10 protein-coding genes are annotated in these 15,843 nt (G+C 59.8%); 2 read left to right on the top strand and 8 right to left on the bottom strand.

Translation table 11 applies throughout. The features are described from left to right. From WA070_RS00740 to WA070_RS00730, 3 genes are all read right to left on the bottom strand, one after another. A complete protein-coding gene (locus WA070_RS00740) occupies positions 1 to 1,455 on the bottom strand; it encodes a lipopolysaccharide biosynthesis protein (RefSeq protein ID WP_422632312.1) in 1,455 nt (484 codons plus the stop codon). A gap of 10 nt (positions 1,456 to 1,465) precedes the next feature. Further along, positions 1,466 to 2,602 (bottom strand): glycosyltransferase family 4 protein, encoded by a 1,137-nt coding sequence (locus WA070_RS00735; protein WP_422632311.1) that lies wholly within the window; start codon positions 2,600 to 2,602, stop codon positions 1,466 to 1,468. A gap of 159 nt (positions 2,603 to 2,761) precedes the next feature. Further along, a complete protein-coding gene (locus WA070_RS00730; RefSeq protein ID WP_422632434.1) occupies positions 2,762 to 3,763 on the bottom strand; it encodes an NAD-dependent epimerase/dehydratase family protein in 1,002 nt (333 codons plus the stop codon). A 161-nt stretch (positions 3,764 to 3,924) separates the two neighbouring features. On the opposite strand from WA070_RS00730, the gene WA070_RS00725 reads away from it, so the two are divergent. Further along, on the top strand, positions 3,925 to 5,007 hold the full coding sequence (locus tag WA070_RS00725) for an acyltransferase family protein (RefSeq protein WP_422632310.1): 1,083 nt from the start codon (positions 3,925 to 3,927) through the stop codon (positions 5,005 to 5,007). 52 nt (positions 5,008 to 5,059) lie between these two features. Here WA070_RS00725 and WA070_RS00720 read toward each other — a convergent pair whose 3' ends face one another. Beyond that, positions 5,060 to 6,286: an SGNH/GDSL hydrolase family protein gene (locus tag WA070_RS00720; RefSeq protein ID WP_422632309.1), complete on the bottom strand. Its 1,227-nt coding sequence runs from the start codon at positions 6,284 to 6,286 to the stop codon at positions 5,060 to 5,062. Between the two features lie 2 nt (positions 6,287 to 6,288). Continuing rightward, positions 6,289 to 6,729 carry a hypothetical protein gene (locus tag WA070_RS00715; RefSeq protein ID WP_422632308.1) on the bottom strand — a complete coding sequence of 147 codons (441 nt, stop codon included), beginning with the start codon at positions 6,727 to 6,729 and terminating at the stop codon, positions 6,289 to 6,291. Between the two features lie 244 nt (positions 6,730 to 6,973). Between WA070_RS00715 and WA070_RS00710 the strand changes: the two genes are divergently transcribed. Next, on the top strand, positions 6,974 to 12,118 hold the full coding sequence (locus WA070_RS00710; RefSeq protein WP_422632307.1) for a family 16 glycosylhydrolase: 5,145 nt from the start codon (positions 6,974 to 6,976) through the stop codon (positions 12,116 to 12,118). 6 nt (positions 12,119 to 12,124) lie between these two features. Here WA070_RS00710 and WA070_RS00705 read toward each other — a convergent pair whose 3' ends face one another. The 3 genes from WA070_RS00705 to WA070_RS00695 all read right to left on the bottom strand — a co-directional run bounded on the left by WA070_RS00705 (position 12,125) and on the right by WA070_RS00695 (position 15,737). Beyond that, positions 12,125 to 12,541, bottom strand: a complete 417-nt coding sequence (locus tag WA070_RS00705) for a hypothetical protein (RefSeq protein ID WP_422632306.1) — start codon at positions 12,539 to 12,541, stop codon at positions 12,125 to 12,127. A 107-nt stretch (positions 12,542 to 12,648) separates the two neighbouring features. Beyond that, positions 12,649 to 14,010, bottom strand: a complete 1,362-nt coding sequence (locus WA070_RS00700) for an HlyD family type I secretion periplasmic adaptor subunit (RefSeq protein ID WP_422632305.1) — start codon at positions 14,008 to 14,010, stop codon at positions 12,649 to 12,651. Next, positions 14,007 to 15,737: a type I secretion system permease/ATPase gene (locus WA070_RS00695; protein ID WP_422632304.1), complete on the bottom strand. Its 1,731-nt coding sequence runs from the start codon at positions 15,735 to 15,737 to the stop codon at positions 14,007 to 14,009. Before WA070_RS00695 ends, WA070_RS00700 begins: the two co-directional genes overlap by 4 nt. Positions 15,738 to 15,843: the final 106 nt, after the last annotated feature.

Raw genomic sequence — 15,843 nt, 5'->3', positions numbered from 1 at the left:
TCAGTCTCCGACAGGTTTGGAGGAGCGCCGGAACTTGCCCATCATGCGGAAGACCTGCTGTCTGTATCCAGCAGGCAGGAAAGCCGCCAGTGCCACGATATAGATGATCGCCCCTCCGATCACGATGCCGATCAATATCGGCAGCTTGTGAGTGTTGGGCACCAGAGACACAAAGCCTGCCATGACCGCAGCCGCCAATGTGACGCGCAGGACGTCGCCTGTCGGAAAGGAAAAATCGAGCACCAGCCGCGCAAGAAGCTGGCTGGCGATGAAGCTGACGATCGCGGCAAAAAGTGGCCCCAGAACTGCGCCGGTCGCGCCGAACTGCATGGCGCCAACCCACGCCAGAATACAGCATATGACGAGATCGCATGCCCCCAGGAAGCTGATGAACAGGGTTCGGGATCGAATCTGGAACACCTGGTCGGTGGTGTCGAAGCGCATGGAACGCAGCATGCCGCCTATCGTCGCCAACGGTAGTACCCAATAGGCAGTCTCGCGAAATTGCGGCGGCAAGATCGTATCGACCGTCGAATGAGTCAACGCAAACAGCCCAAAGCCCACGGGCAGCAGCACCGTAGCGACAAGCAGGATATTCTGCCGCAATTGCGCATAGGCAGCAGCTAGCCCCTCCGTTTCCATCCGTTTGACGACCAGCGGGAAAGCGCCGGCCGTCACCAGCATGGTGGCAAAGCTGGCTGCGCGCATCCCCAGACCATAGCTGACCGCGAACTGGCCAGCCGCCGCTAATCCCAGTGTCCAATCGACGATGAAGCGCGGTGCATTCAACGCAATCATCGCCTGACTGTTGGCGAGCGCGATGGGGCCGCCAAAACTGGTCGCCTCGCGCAGGATGGCGCGGCGTGGGCGGATGGCTTCGCGGCCGAAGTCGCTCTTGATGATGCCGATCAGGACGACGATGGCCTGCCCAATCGAAAATCCGGCTAGAACGACGCTGGCATGCGCGCCATAAATCGGCACAAGCAGGAAGTTGAGCGCCAGACCGATCGCAGGCCCGCCGACCTGGATGAGCGTATATAGACCAATGCATGTATCGGACCGCGCACGTTCGGCGAAATAGCGGAGCAGCGAGCGCGTGACGACGTAGATCGTGATGGACAGGACGGTTCCGACGCCAATGCCGGGAAAATAGAAAAAGGCGAGCGGTGCGAACACCGCGATCTGTACCAGCACTGCCAAGGCGATGGCGGGTGTTTCGGTCTGAAGGAAATGATGCACGCCCTCGCGCCTGAAACGGGGCAGATGGCGTAGCGCAAAGTGTGACCACCACAGGTAAAAGATTGTATAGCTGATTTCCTGCGCCGCCACGACCAGCGTTGCCATACCGACGTCACTGGTCGGCAAAAGATACGCCCAGACAAGGATGGTGACGAGCGCGATGGCGGGCGCCAGCACCTGCGCAGGCAGGTAAAGCAGCGTGTGGCGGATCAGCACAGGGGGCGGGTCAGGCCAGAATCTTGCGATAGATTTCGAGCGTTTTGGCTCCTACGCTGGACCAGTTCATGAAACGCGATCTATCGGCCCGATAATGGTCGGGGTCGCGTAGCGCGGCTTCCATCGTCCGCGCGATCGCGTCCGGGTCCAACGGGTCGAAGAAGACCAGATCGTCCACCGGAAAATCCCGATTTTCGGGTATTCCGCTCAGGACGATCGGACATTCCCGGCTGACCGCTTCCAGAACGGCGTTGGAACTGCCCTCATGCACCGAACCGTTGATATAGAGCGCGCAATCCTTGTAGAGCGTATTGAGCTGCTCGCGCGAGCAGCGGCCCAGCAACGTCACATGATCTGTCATGAGCGGCGCAAGGCTTTCCACATAGCGTATTTCATCCAGCCCGCCTGCGATCAGCAACCGGTGGTTCGAACCTGTATTCTCCCGAAACCTGTTGAAGCCAGCTATCATGCTGTGGACATTCTTTTGCGCAGTAACGCGCCCCACGGCCAGGATGAAAGGCGTATCGCCCTTGGCTGCCTCGGGATAATGGTTGCCTGATGGTTGGGCTTCGTCCAGCGCGTTGGCAATAATATGAACGTTGGATGCGATGCCTTTGCGGGCCAGTCGGCTGGCGAGCGAAGGTGCTACAGCGATGACGGCATCGGCGAAACGCGTCTGAAATTCGGCCAGGCGAAAGCCGGCGCGTCCGATCCAGCCCCATTTCGATACGAGATAGTCCGCCGATCCGTAACGGACCACCGTCTTTGCACCCATCGCCTTATATGCCAGCAGGAACAGGGATGCGCCCAATCCCTGAAGATGGACGATGTCGGGCTTCAACCGCCGGGCAACGCCCAGCGCGTGGATATAATAAAATAGCTTGTCGGTATTGAAGATTCGCCGGTTGGGCGCTGCGCGCAATTCCACGCCGCGATAATTGCCGTCCTTCATAAGGCCAGAAAGTCCCAGCAGCACGACGCGGTATCCCGCAGCGGCGGCGATAGGAAACAGCATTTCCGCATTCTTCTCCGCACCACCCTCGACACCCGGAATCCCACGCGCGCCGACCACCATGACGATGCGGCCACTTGATGCCGGGACGCTTTGTGCAGGCGCATTGCCCGATGCTGCTGTCTGGTAGGTCATTAATCAAAAAGTCCCGTTGCCCATCAGGATAAGATGACAAATATTGCTGCACCGCACAAGATCAATGCGCATCCAATGCCCCGCTATTGCCCAATTGCACGGTGAATAAAGCACGGACCATCCTATAGCTGACAATGGCCGCGATTACCGACGCTGATGCTATAGGCCGGTGTATTGACGATACCATTCTACCCAGCGCGGAATGCCAACGCTTATGGGTGTCGAAGGCTTGAAGCCCAGATCGCCCGAAATGGCCGAGATATCCGCATAGGTGGCCGGTACGTCGCCCGGCTGCATCGGCTGGTAATCGCGCACTGCCTTGCGCCCGCAGGCCTCTTCGATTGTGGAGATCAGCGTATCGAGTTCTTCTGACCGATGATTGCCGATATTATACACACGGTGCGGCGAGAAACTGCCTCCGGCCTTTTCCAGCCCGTCGTCGGGTGGGGGATTGTCCAGGCACGCGATCACGCCTGCTACGATATCGTCGATATAGGTGAAGTCGCGCTGCATCCGGCCTTCGTTGAATACCGTGATCGGTCGTTCGTTCAGGATGGCGTCGGTGAACAGCCATACCGCCATGTCCGGGCGACCCCATGGACCATAGACCGTGAAGAAGCGCAGGCCGGTCTGGGGAATACGGAAAAGATGGGCGTAGGTTTCACTCATAAGCTCGTCCGACCTTTTGGTCGCGGCATAGAGGGATATCGGCCAGTCGGTCCGGTCTTCCACCCTGAACGGCAGCGATTTGGTCGCGCCATAAACCGATGACGACGATGCGTAGACCAGATGCTTCACCTGCCGCGCCCGCGCCAGTTCCAGCATGTTGACATGGCCCGCAATATTGGAACGGATGTAGGCGCGCGGATTTTGCAGGGAGTAGCGGACGCCAGCCTGTGCCCCGACATGGACAATCCGGTCTATATCTTCCCCGGCCAGCGCGGCGTCGAGTGCCTGTTCATCGGCAAAATCGACCTCATGAAACCGGAAATTCTCGCCACCGGCCGACCCGGCAATCCATGCCAGCCTGTCGCGTTTGATCTGCACGGGGTAATAGGGGTCGAGATTGTCGATGCCAATGACATGCTCACCTCGGGCGAGCAGCAGTCTTGCGACATAAGACCCGATAAACCCCGCAACACCGGTAACCAGAAGCGCCATAAAAGTCCCCGAATGAGAGAGCTGCTCTTCGCGCATGCAAACTCGTATCGCAACTGAAATCAACGCCGGTTCGATGAACATCTTCGCACTTGTAAAAACCGCGCCATTGAGATTGGTGGGAAAAGGCTATCGGCGGCTTCACGCGATGATAAGAGGATAACATGATGGCGACAGAGACGGCGGGAAGGGCAGAGCGTTATGTCGCCCTGGACGCCATGCGTGGTGTTGCCGCGCTGCTTGTCGTCATCCTGCATTCCGAACGCATGTTGCAGGGGCAATGGGCGCCGGGTGGCTATCTGGCCGTCGACATGTTTTTTGCGCTGAGCGGATTCGTCATTGCGCACAGCTATGACGCCCGCATCGCGGCGGGACTTTCGTCCTTACGTTTCGTGACGTTGCGGGCAATTCGGTTCTGGCCGCTGTATGTCCTTGGCCTTTCGCTGGGTATTCTGCATCAGCTTTTGTTGATCCTGACCCACAATGACCATGCCATGAGTTTTGGCGTGCTGGCTTTGGCGTCGTTTCTGGCGCTGATTTTCGTGCCTGGGCCGGTGCGCCATGGCGGCAATCTGTATCCACTCAATGCGCCGTCCTGGTCGCTTTTCATGGAGTTGATCGCCAATGCCGCTTACGCAATCGCATTTCCGAAACTGACGGCGCGTGTGCTGGGCGTGATTGCCGTTATCGGCGGCCTGGGGTTTGCAATTCTGTGCCTGCGTCACGGATCGGCGGATCTTGGCGCGACGATCGGTACACTGGCAGGCGGCGTAGCGCGAACGGCCTTTTCCTTTGCAGTGGGCCTGCTCATTTATCGCAAGCGATGGCGTCCCTTTGCCCTGCCAGTCCCCATGCTCGCGGCCATCGTGACGCTGTTGTTAATCTGTCCGGTGCCGTCGGGCTGGCGCGCGATCTATGATATTGTCTTCGTTCTAATCCTGTCACCAGTGCTGGTGGCGGTTGGCGCATCCAGCAGGCCTTCGCCCCGGTTGATGGGCGTGTCTGCACGCGTGGGGCTGGTGTCCTACCCGGTCTATGCCATTCACCGTCCGTTGATCGACATCATCACGCCGGTCGTTGAAAAGCTGCAGATCCCGCCGCTGGTGGCTGCAATCCTCTTTGTAGTTGGCCTGATTCTGCTTGGCCTTATGCTCGACAGGTTTTTCGACCAGCGCGTCAGGCGGATCATCACCGTCCGTCTGGGATTGCGGCAGGAACGCCCGTTACCCGAAGCGTCCCTGCCGTGATCGCGTGCCGCGACATGCTGAGCAAGCCTATGGATGAGCCGCGCCCCTCGCCTTAGCTGTCGAACAAGGCGCGCGCGACGATATCGCCTTCGTTGGCATAACCCACGGGCAGGGAATGTACGTCGTCGGAAAAATAGCCCTGCCCATTGGCCGACGCCCAGGACATATAACGCGTATGAAGATCAATCAGTCCGCAACCATTGCTGCCTGCAACGTCGTGTAACATGGCATTATAAGCGGTCGTCAGGCCAGCTGGATCGCGGGTCGCCGGATTCTGCGGTGTCGGGGTGACCAGAATGACGGACCCGCCGCCCGTCTTTGCCGCAGCGATGATCGTCTGGAGGTTGGCCTGGCATGTCGCCACCGGGATCGAAGCCGCCACGTCGTTCGCGCCCAGCTTGACGATTGTCAGGTCGGGAGCCAGGCTGGCCAGCGCCTTGTCCGGTGCCCAACTATTTGCGGAGGTCGGCGCATAGCCTGCGCTACCCGATGCAGAAGCCCAGTCCCCCGTCCGCGCACCTTCCCAGCCCAGGTTGAGCATCTGCACCTGCCGAACCTGCGTATTGCGCAGGATGATGCCGATCAGCCGGAACATCTGGCCGCCTGTGTTCTTAAGGTTGATGGTGCTGACTGCCGCCGCCGCGCCCGTCGAGACCGTGGCCTTGGTCAGTCCCGCCGAACCGGTCGTGCTGAATGTCTGCAACGCCTCGCCGCCGACATCCACGGTGAAGGTCGTGCTTGCAAAGCCGCCCGCATAATAGAGGTCCATCGTATCGAACGGCATCGATGGCGTCAGCGAATACAAGTCCGTGGCCACGCCAGCGCTGCGCATCATTCGGCCCCCCAGCGTATATTCGTTCGCGGTGAACCATTTGCTCGTACCGCTCGATGCTATGTTGAGCTGCGGATTGTAGAGTTGCAACTTCGTCAGGGTGGTCGATGCGCTGTCGATCGTGCCCCCGCCGAATACCGCTTCGGCATTGGCGGGCAATCCCATTGCGACCAATTGCTGGGCCGCTCGTGACGGCATGGATCGATTGCGCGCATTGTTGAAATTGTTGATCGGGTCGTCCCCCGCTCCATGTCCCACCGTCGTGCTGTCGCCGACGAAAGCGACGGTCGCATCGGCGACTCCAGCGCGTACCCGTGCCTTGGCGCGGTTCCACGCGGTCATATTGGCGGGAGAGAGATGCGCAGACCGTTTTTCCATAAGCGCCGCCATGGCGGTCGTCGCGAAACTGCGCGCCTGTGCCGCAAGATCCTGTGCGATAATATCCATGCTCATTGCTCCACCCGATAAGCCAGCGTACCGCTGGAAAGTGTGGCGGACAGATAATAGGTCGCGCCCTGCACCGTTTCTTCCGCCACCGGAGCGTTGATATTGGTAGTCGCGATGGCCTTGACCGAACCGTCCGCAAAGGTCAGCGGCAATCGCGTGACGCCGCCATTGGTCGACCGCAAAAGTTGCACCGTGCCTGCCCACACGCCCGACAATGTCAGCCAGATCGCTCGGCCCAGTTGTGGCGTGAATGGGCCAAAGCTGCTCGACGTCGCGCTGCTCCCCGACAATGGTGTCGATTGCGCGCTCGCCAACGCAGCGACCGCGATGGGCAGGGGGCTGGTCTGCGTCACCAGCGTCGCCGTGCCGTCGGGCGATTTGAAGGCCACGGCCAGTTCAGGCACGAAACCGGCTGGCGCGTCGATGATATTACTGGGTGCCATATATTCCATCCTCCTCATGTTCGCTTTTTGTTCTTATGCTTGCGATGCGCATGTAGGAAAGCGATTTTTGGCGGGCGCAAAAGGGGACGCGGCTAGGCCCAGTCAGGGCGCGCAATTTTCGACCAAAGTCTTATCTCGCAACTGCAATAGATTTTATCCTTATCGTCCTGTCAACCATCTACACCAGCCTAACTTTAAATTGTCGATGTTACTCCCGTGTCAACCATCAGGGGAATTTCATCGCATGTACACCAACGCCAAAGGTATTCAGCTCACCTTGTCCAAGAACCCTGGCAACTGGATGCCGGATCATAGCACTGCGAAAGTCATTACCGGCACGAAACAGAATGATGTATTCTACGCCATCGATGGCGACACCATGAACGGTGGTCAAGGTGATGATCATTACTATATTTACACGCCAAATTACACGATAAACGAAGATGCAGGGGCGGGTATCGACACGGTTTACAGCTATAGCTGGGGCGTGACGACATTGGCGGCCAATGTCGAAAATCTGTTTCTCAACAGCGCTGGTGCCACGGCCGGTGTCGGCAATGCACTCGACAATATTATCGTTGCAGGTTCGGTCGGCATATTGCTGGATGGCGGTGCGGGCGATGACGTGCTGGTTGGCGGGTCGGGCACCGACACGTTCCAGATCAGGGCTGGCAATGGCTCGGATGCGATTGTCAACTTTACGTCCGGGTCCGACACCATTCGTCTGCAAGGCTATGCGGTCAACAACTTCAAGGATTTGATTGCGAGCGGGACGCAGGTCGGTTCAGATGTGCGCTTCACCTTCTCGAACAATGAATCGCTTGTCATCCGCAACACGACGCTTTCGAGCCTTAAGTCCGACGACTTCGCGATCCCGATCGACAAGCAACAGCTATCCCTCAGCTTCGCCGATGAATTTTCGTCGCTGACGCTGAAGGATGACGGCGGTGTCTGGACGCCATTCTACCAGTTCGCTGGCGGATCGGCGCGCGGATTTGAAGGCGAGTCCGAAATCTACGTCGATGCAAGCTATGCCGGCACGTCGGGCAAGGCTCTGGGCATCAATCCTTTTGCGGTCAGCAACGATGGCATCCTGTCTATCACCGCGACACCCACTACGTCTGAAACGAAGCAATATCTGAACAATAAGGGTTTCACGTCGGGTGTAATTTCGACGGAAGGTTCCTTCTCGCAACAATATGGCTATTTCGAAGTCCGCGCCTCGCTACCGGAAGGGCAGGGCTTCTGGCCCGCATTCTGGCTGCTGCCCACCAACCTGAAGGGCGGCGAAATCGACGTGTTTGAATCGCTCGGCGGGGATGCAGGCAATCTGCTCATGAGCGCCCACGACATCGTTGATGGCAAGGGCGTAACCACGACAGACACTTTCCGCGTCCTCGATCCCACGGCCATGCATACCTATGGCCTGAACTGGACCAAGGAAACGCTGACCTGGTATGTCGATGGCACTGCCGTCGCGACCCAGAAAACGCCTGATCTGCTCAACAAGAATGGCGAATTCTTCATGATGCTCAATCTGGCCGTGGGCGGCTGGGGCGGCACGCCTGCGTCGGATCTGACCGGATCGCTCAAGGTCGATTATGTCCGCGCCTACGCCAACAGCGAAACCGTCAGCCGGACGGTGAACGGCGTGCAGGAATTTGCGGTCGATGGCGAGTTCAAGAGCGTCACCGACGGCAAGACCAACCTGATGGATGGCACCGCTGGCGACGACACGCTGCTTGGCAATGCGGGCAACAACACTCTCCACGGCTTTGACGGCGACGACCGCCTGGACGGCGGCGCGGGTGATGACATGTTGATCGGCGGCAAGGGCAGCGACACCTATATCGTGTCCTCCCCCAAGGACATCGTGGTGGAAATGGCCGGTGAAGGCGTCGATACCGTGATGGCCAGCATTACCTATAAATTGCCCGACCATGTAGAAAAACTGACGTTGACCGGCACGGCGGCGATCGGCGGCGTCGGCAACGATCTTGCCAATGTCATCACCGGCAACGCGGCGGCCAACACGCTCGACGGGCGCGGTGGCGCGGACACGATGATCGGCGGCGCAGGCGACGACCTCTATTATGTCGACAACGTCAAGGATGTCGTGAAGGAAGATGTCGGCGGCGGTCGCGATACGATCATTTCCTCGGTCAGCTATACGCTGGCGGCCGGGCAGGAAATCGAAACGCTGCGTCTGGCGGCCACCGCCGGAAAGCTGGACCTTAACTTCAAGAACCAGAGTTCGGGCGCGACCTGGAGCAGCAAGTCGACAGGTGACGTTACCCGCTACGAAGTGCGCGCGGGCGACCATTGGTCGGGCGAAGGCTCCGACTATTCGCGGGAACGGTCGGAATCCTACAGCTCGCAAAAGCTGGTCAATGGCGAAAGCTACGAGATCAGCTTCTCCGTAATGATCGATCCGGGTGCCAAAAACACTGCCAAATGGATGACGCTGATCCAATTGCCGTCCACGCTGGACACCGGAGAAGCCGGTCACAGCCCGGCGTTCGCGCTGGAAATGGTGGGCGATCGCATGCGGATCGTGACGCGCGATTCCGCCGCTGCCCTGTCGACGGCCGACGACATCAACACGATCATCCAATATACCGACGCGACCGACATCAACCGCGGCCAGTGGTATGACTTCAAGATCGTGGTCAAGCTGGATCCCTCGGGCACCGGTACGCTTGAAGTCGTCCGCGATGGGAAGACATTGGTCAGCTATACCGGCGCTCTGGGCTTCAATGATCAGGTCGGACCTTATCTTAAGGAAGGCATATACCGCAGCGCGGCTTCGGAAACATTCTCCGCCAATTTCAAGGATATGAGCGTTACGGCAGTTGGCGAAGCGACCGCGCAAAATCTGAACCTGACCGGCAATGAATTCGTCAACACGCTGATCGGCAATGACGGCAACAATATCCTCGATGGCGGCGCTGGCGCGGACACCATGAACGGCGGCAAAGGCGACGACACCTATTATGTCGATAATGCCAGCGACGTGGTAAAGGAGCAGACGGGCGAAGGTAATGACACGATCATTACCAACATGACCTATTCGCTGGCGTCGATCATGAACGTCGAAAATCTGACCCTGGCTGATGCCAATGGGACGGGTGCGTTCAACCTGACCGGCAACAGCCTGAACAACATCCTGACCGCTAATGCCGGGAACAACATATTGGATGGTGGTGCTGGCGACGACATCATGATCGGCGGCAAAGGCGACGATGCCTATATCGTCAACAGCGCCGACGATCAGGTGATCGAAGCCGTCGGCGGTGGCAAGGACACGATCGTCTCCATGGTCAGCTACACGCTGGCCGCGGGCCAAGAGGTCGAAACGCTCCAGTTCGGCTCGGGGGCTGGCAGTGCATCGCTCAATCTGACGGGCAATGAATTTGCCAACACGCTGATCGGCAATGGCGGCAACAACATATTGGACGGCGGCGCTGGGGCAGACTCCATGCGCGGCGGCAAGGGCGACGACACCTATTATGTCGATAATGTCGGCGACGTCGTGATCGAAGCGGCGGGCGAGGGCAATGACACCATCGCCACCACGATCGATTTTTCGCTGGCGACGGTGGCGAATGTCGAAAATCTTCAGGCGGCCGATCGCACCATCAAAACGCCGCTTAAGCTGACGGGTAACGCGCTCAATAACGTGCTGACCGGTAATGCAGGCGACAACATCATCGACGGGGGCGCTGGTGCGGATACCATGTCGGGCGGTGCTGGCGACGACATTTATTATGTCGATAATGTCAGCGATGTCGTGATCGAAGCGGCAGGCGAAGGCAACGACACGATCGTGACTAGCGTGAGCTACTCGATTGCTGCGGTCGCCAATGTCGAAAACATGCGCACGTCCAACGCTACCGGACTGACCGCGATCAACCTGACCGGCAACGCACTGAACAATATTCTGACCGGCAATGCGGGCAGCAACATATTGGACGGTGGTATGGGCGACGACATCATGACCGGTGGTGCAGGCGACGACTATTATATCGTCGATAGCGCCAACGATCAGGTGATCGAAGCTGTCGGCGGCGGCAAGGATACGGTCATCACGCTCGCCAGCTATAAGCTGGGGGCCGGACAGGAGATCGAGACGCTTCAGATCGGGTCGGGCGCGGGCAAGGCGCCGATCAACCTGACCGGCAACGAATTTGCCAACACGCTATGGGGCAATGACGGGAACAACATCCTGGACGGCGGCGCAGGTGCTGACCTTATGCGCGGTGGAAAGGGCGATGACACCTATATCGTCGATAATATCGGCGATGTGGTGAAGGAGCTGGAGAATGAGGGCAACGACACGATCTTGACCAGCATCAACCTGTCCTTGTCGGGCATGGGTTTTGTCGAAAATCTCCGTGCGCTCGATCCTAACGGCACAGCGCCGCTCGAACTGACCGGCAATAATCTGGATAATATTCTGGTCGGCAATGCGGGCAACAACGTGCTGACCGGCGGGTTGGGCAACGACACCATGATTGGTGGAGCGGGCAACGATATCTATATCGTGGACAGCGCGGGCGATAAGGTGATCGAGGCAGTGGGTGGCGGCAAAGACACGATCGTGGCGTTGTGCAGCTACACGCTGGCTGCCGGGCAGGAAGTCGAAACGCTTCAGTTCGGCTCGGGCGTTGGAAACGCATCGCTCAACCTGACCGGCAACGAATTTGCCAACACCTTGTGGGGTAATGGTGGGAACAACATTCTGGATGGCGGTGCTGGCGCCGACCTTATGCGCGGTGCCAAGGGCGACGACACCTATTTCGTCGATAATGCTGGCGACATCATAAAGGAGCTGGCGGGCGAGGGTATAGATACTGTCAGGACCAGCGTCAGCTATTCGATCGCCAACAGCGGTGACGTCGAAAATATGCAGACCGTCGATTCCAACGGTACGGCTGCGCTCAACCTGACCGGCAACATCCTGAACAATATTTTGACCGGCAATGCGGGCAACAATGTGCTGAACGGCGGCGCAGGCGACGACATCCTCATCGGCGGACGGGGTATTGATACCCTGATTGGCGGGGCAGGGGCGGATACCTTCCTGTTCAACGATGGTGACACCGGCAGGACGGCCGCAACGGCGGATGTCATTTCCGACTTCTCCCATGCGCAGGGTGACAAGATCAGCCTGGTCAACATCGACGCCAATGTGAATGTCGCAGGGGATGGCGCGTTCACACTCTACACCGATGGCCAAAGCCATGGCGCCGGTTCGCTGTGGATGATGCAGACCGGTAACGTAACGATGGTCCATATGGACATCGATGGCGACGGCAAGGCCGACTATATGATGAAGGTGAACAGCGTATCGAGCGCACCGCTCGTCGCGAGCGACTTCATCTTCTGATCCGTGTCAGGCGAGCGCGCGTCCTGCCGGGCGCGCGCTTCGTCCTTCGGCTTCGATATCATGGTGGTTCGATGGTAGCGCCAGCAGGCTCTCTATGCCTGCCCGGTCCTGCATGACGCGGTTCCATCGTTTGCGGCGATGGCGCCCGACAAGTACCAACACGACCGGCCAGAACATCGTGGCGATGAAGTCGGTCCAGGTATCGGGCCAGTTCCATGACCCGCTGTACAGGCGATCCATCACTTCGTTGAACAGTTCGGCGGCCAGCAAGACCCCCAGCGCCTGAAAAGAAGCGCGGCGCGTTGGGAGAATGAGCTGAGCTATGACATAGATCGCCAGGCCGACATGCACATGCACCAGCTTGTCCGGCATGCCCGATACTGCCAGAACCTCTTCGATCATGCCATGATAAGCCGCAAACATGTCGTTCCCCTATCAGAACGACTTGCGTATCAAAATGCCGCACAAGGGCGATTGCATAGCATGCATCTGCATCGCCGTCTCTTGCATGTCACGCTGATCAAACCGCATCATCGCTCCGCCATCGCGGGGCTGAAACGATGCAGCAGCGGGCTGAGCCAATATTCCAGCGCCGTCCGCCGTTGCAGCGGCACGATCACCTCAACCGGTGTGCCCGGCCTTATACTGTCGCCCATGCCCGAAATACGCGTCAATGTCTTCATTTCAGCTTCGGGAATGCTGACCGTCGATGTGAAGTAGGATAGCCCAGTCTTTTCATCGGTCACGCTGTCTGCCGATACCCGGCTGACCTTGCCATGCAGCAGCGGCAGGTCGCGCCCGCGCATTCCACCGATGCGGACATCCGCCTTCTGACCGACGCGCAGGTCGTTGGCGTCGTTCAATGCGATCCGTGCCTCTATCTCCAACGCACGCTTGTCGGGAATGATGTCCATCAATTTTTCGCCACGCGGCGACACGCCACCGACGGTATTGGCGACTAGCCCCATGACCGTGCCGGACACCGGCGCCCGTGCGACGGCCTGCGCCATCTGCTCCCGCGCCGCTTTCCATTGCGGCAGCACGGTCTGCAATTCGGTTTGCGCCGACCGCATCCGGTCGGCATTTTCGCGGTCCCGCTGATCCAGCATTTGCAACATCTGCATGCGGGTTTCCCCGGACGATGCGCCCAGTCGTCCGATTTCCGCATCGATCGCGCCGACATCGCCATCGATGGACGCAGCGGAGCGTTGCAGCGCCAGCACACGGCTCTTGGTCGCAAATCCCTTTTTATACAGTTCATCGACCCCGGTCAGCTCATCGACGTTGATCGCACCCTGCCGCACGCTGGAACTGCGGCGACGCTGATAGCCCTCCACCTGATTGCGGACCTGAGTCAGGCGTTCCCGCAGAACGGCCTGTTCCGAAGCAATCAGCGCACGTCGGGCGACCAGATTGGCCTGTTCCCCCGCCAGCGCCCGGTCGGCGATCACATGTTCCTCTGGATTGAGCGTGGCCCAGGCGGCTGGCGCGACGATCGTTGTTCGGTGCTGCATATCGGCTTCGATCCGCGCGATCTCGGCCTGCAATCCGATGACCCGGCTGGCGAGCGAGCGCTCCTGCGCCAGCACATCCACGCTGGCGAAATTGACCAGTGGCTCGCCTGCGCGCACCCGTGCGCCTTCGCGTGTGTATATGGCGGTAACGACGCCGCCGGTCTGGCTCTGTACTGCCTGCCGACTGCCCATGACGCGCACGACGCCGCCTGCATGGACCGCCGAGTCGAGCCGCGCGACTGCTGCCCAACCAGCAAAGCCGACGAAGAAAATGCCGATCAACGCTGCGCCGATGCGAATTTCCCGGCGCGGGTCATGCGCTGGAACCGGAACATCGATGGCCGTGAAAGGCGGACTGAACTGGGGGAGGGCGTTCATGAGTGGGCTTTCTGGGGCGTGTGCGAAACAGGCTGGGTAGGGGCGAGCGCTTCGGCGATGGGGCTGAGCCGTTCGGCCCGGCCGTCTTTCAGGATCAGCACCTTGCTGGCGGCGGCCAACATATCCGTGCTGTGCGTCGCGAACAGGATCGTCGCGCCGCGCATGCGCAGGCTGGCCAGCGTCTTGATGAACTCCCCCTGCGCCTGGGTGTCGAGATGCGCGGTCGGCTCGTCCAGCAACAGCAGCGCAGGATCGCCGAACAATGCACGCGCAATGGCGATACGCTGGGTCTGCCCGGCCGACAGGCCGATGCCGCCAGTGCCGATCAGCGTGTCGTAGCCATCGGGCAGGCGCAGGATCATCTCATGCGCGCCGATCTGCCGGGCAGCGGCTACGACGGCTTCGTCCAACCGGGCAGGATTCTCGCCCAATGACGCACGAAAGCGGGAGATATTGTCCCGCACCGTTCCGGGGAACAGGATGAAATTCTGCGGCAGGAAGCCGATATGCCGCGAAAGCTGCTCGGGATCCCAATCAGCGATCGACGCGCCGTCGATGCGGATATTGCCCCGCGTGATTGCGACGGCACCTGCAATGGCGCGCAGCAGTGTCGACTTGCCCGCTCCGCTCAGGCCCACCACGCCCACCACGTCGCCAGCGGCCAGGGCAAAGCTGGCCTCCGCCAGTGCCACGCGTCCGCTCGAAGGGTTGGCGACGGTCAGCCGCTCCACGAGTAGCGCGCCGGTCGGGTTGGGCAGCCGGGTGAAGCTGCGCTTGGGATCGTCGATGAACAATTCGCCCAGCTTGGCGTAGGCGATGCGCGACTGGAGGATCGACTTCCACGACGCCACCAATTGCTCGATCGGTTGCAAGGCGCGCGACAGCAGCAGCGAACTGGCGAACACCGCGCCACCCGACACGCTGCCCTCCACCACCAGGATCGCACCCACGGCGAGCGCGCCCGATTGCAGGGCAAGCCGAATGAATTTCAGCCAGCTCGCCTGATTCGCGCTGGTAAAGCTCGCCTCCATCTGAAGCCGGTTCACCTGCGCGCGGTCGCCTAGTTGCCGCGTCGTCAAAGCGGTGGCCATGCCCAGCGCACGCACTTCGGACGCATGGGCGGAAATCTGTAGCTGACGCGCATAGGCAGCGTTGGCGGCTTCGTTTGCCGTGCGCAGCGGCTTTCCGATTTGCCGCTCATTATACCAGGCCAGCGCGATCATCGTCAGCGACGCGCCCAGCGCCAGCGCGCCAAGAGCAGGATGGAGCAGGTAGGCGACAATGATGTAGATCGGTGCCCATGGCGCATCGAACAGCGCGTTCATCGCCGGGCTGGACACGCCCTGCCGCAGCGTGTCGAGATAGCGCATCGCTTCGGCGCGCTGCAACTGATCCAGCGCCGGTTGTGACATAATCATGTGCAGCGTCGGTCCCGCCAGCGCATCGTCGAGCGAAGCGCCCGCACGCACTAGCAGGCGGCTGCGCAGCCAGTCGAACACGCTCATCAGAGCAAGGGCAAAGGCCGCGACCAGACTGACGGCAGCCAGCGTCGCCAGCCCGCCTGTCGGGATGACGCGGTCATAGACCTGCATCATGTAGATTGCAGGGGTCAGCAGCAGCAGACTGCTGGCCGCGCTGAACAATGCCGCAGCCACGAAATGCGGACGGCACCGGGCAAGCGCCGTGCGCACAGGATTTTCGCGGATGTGATCGCGGTCAGAGGACATGATGATTTCGGCTCCCGGACGCCGCCGGACGTCCTGATGCCACCATCATCAAATCTACGTAAAAATGGCGTTAACTCTAAAGAAAAAACGCGACGAACCGTGGCGC

This window comes from Sphingobium sp. (genome assembly GCF_049304695.1).
GTDB lineage: Bacteria > Pseudomonadota > Alphaproteobacteria > Sphingomonadales > Sphingomonadaceae > Sphingobium.
The sequence above is the reverse complement of the archived record's forward strand: the minus strand, read 5'-3'. Positions and strand labels throughout refer to the sequence as shown.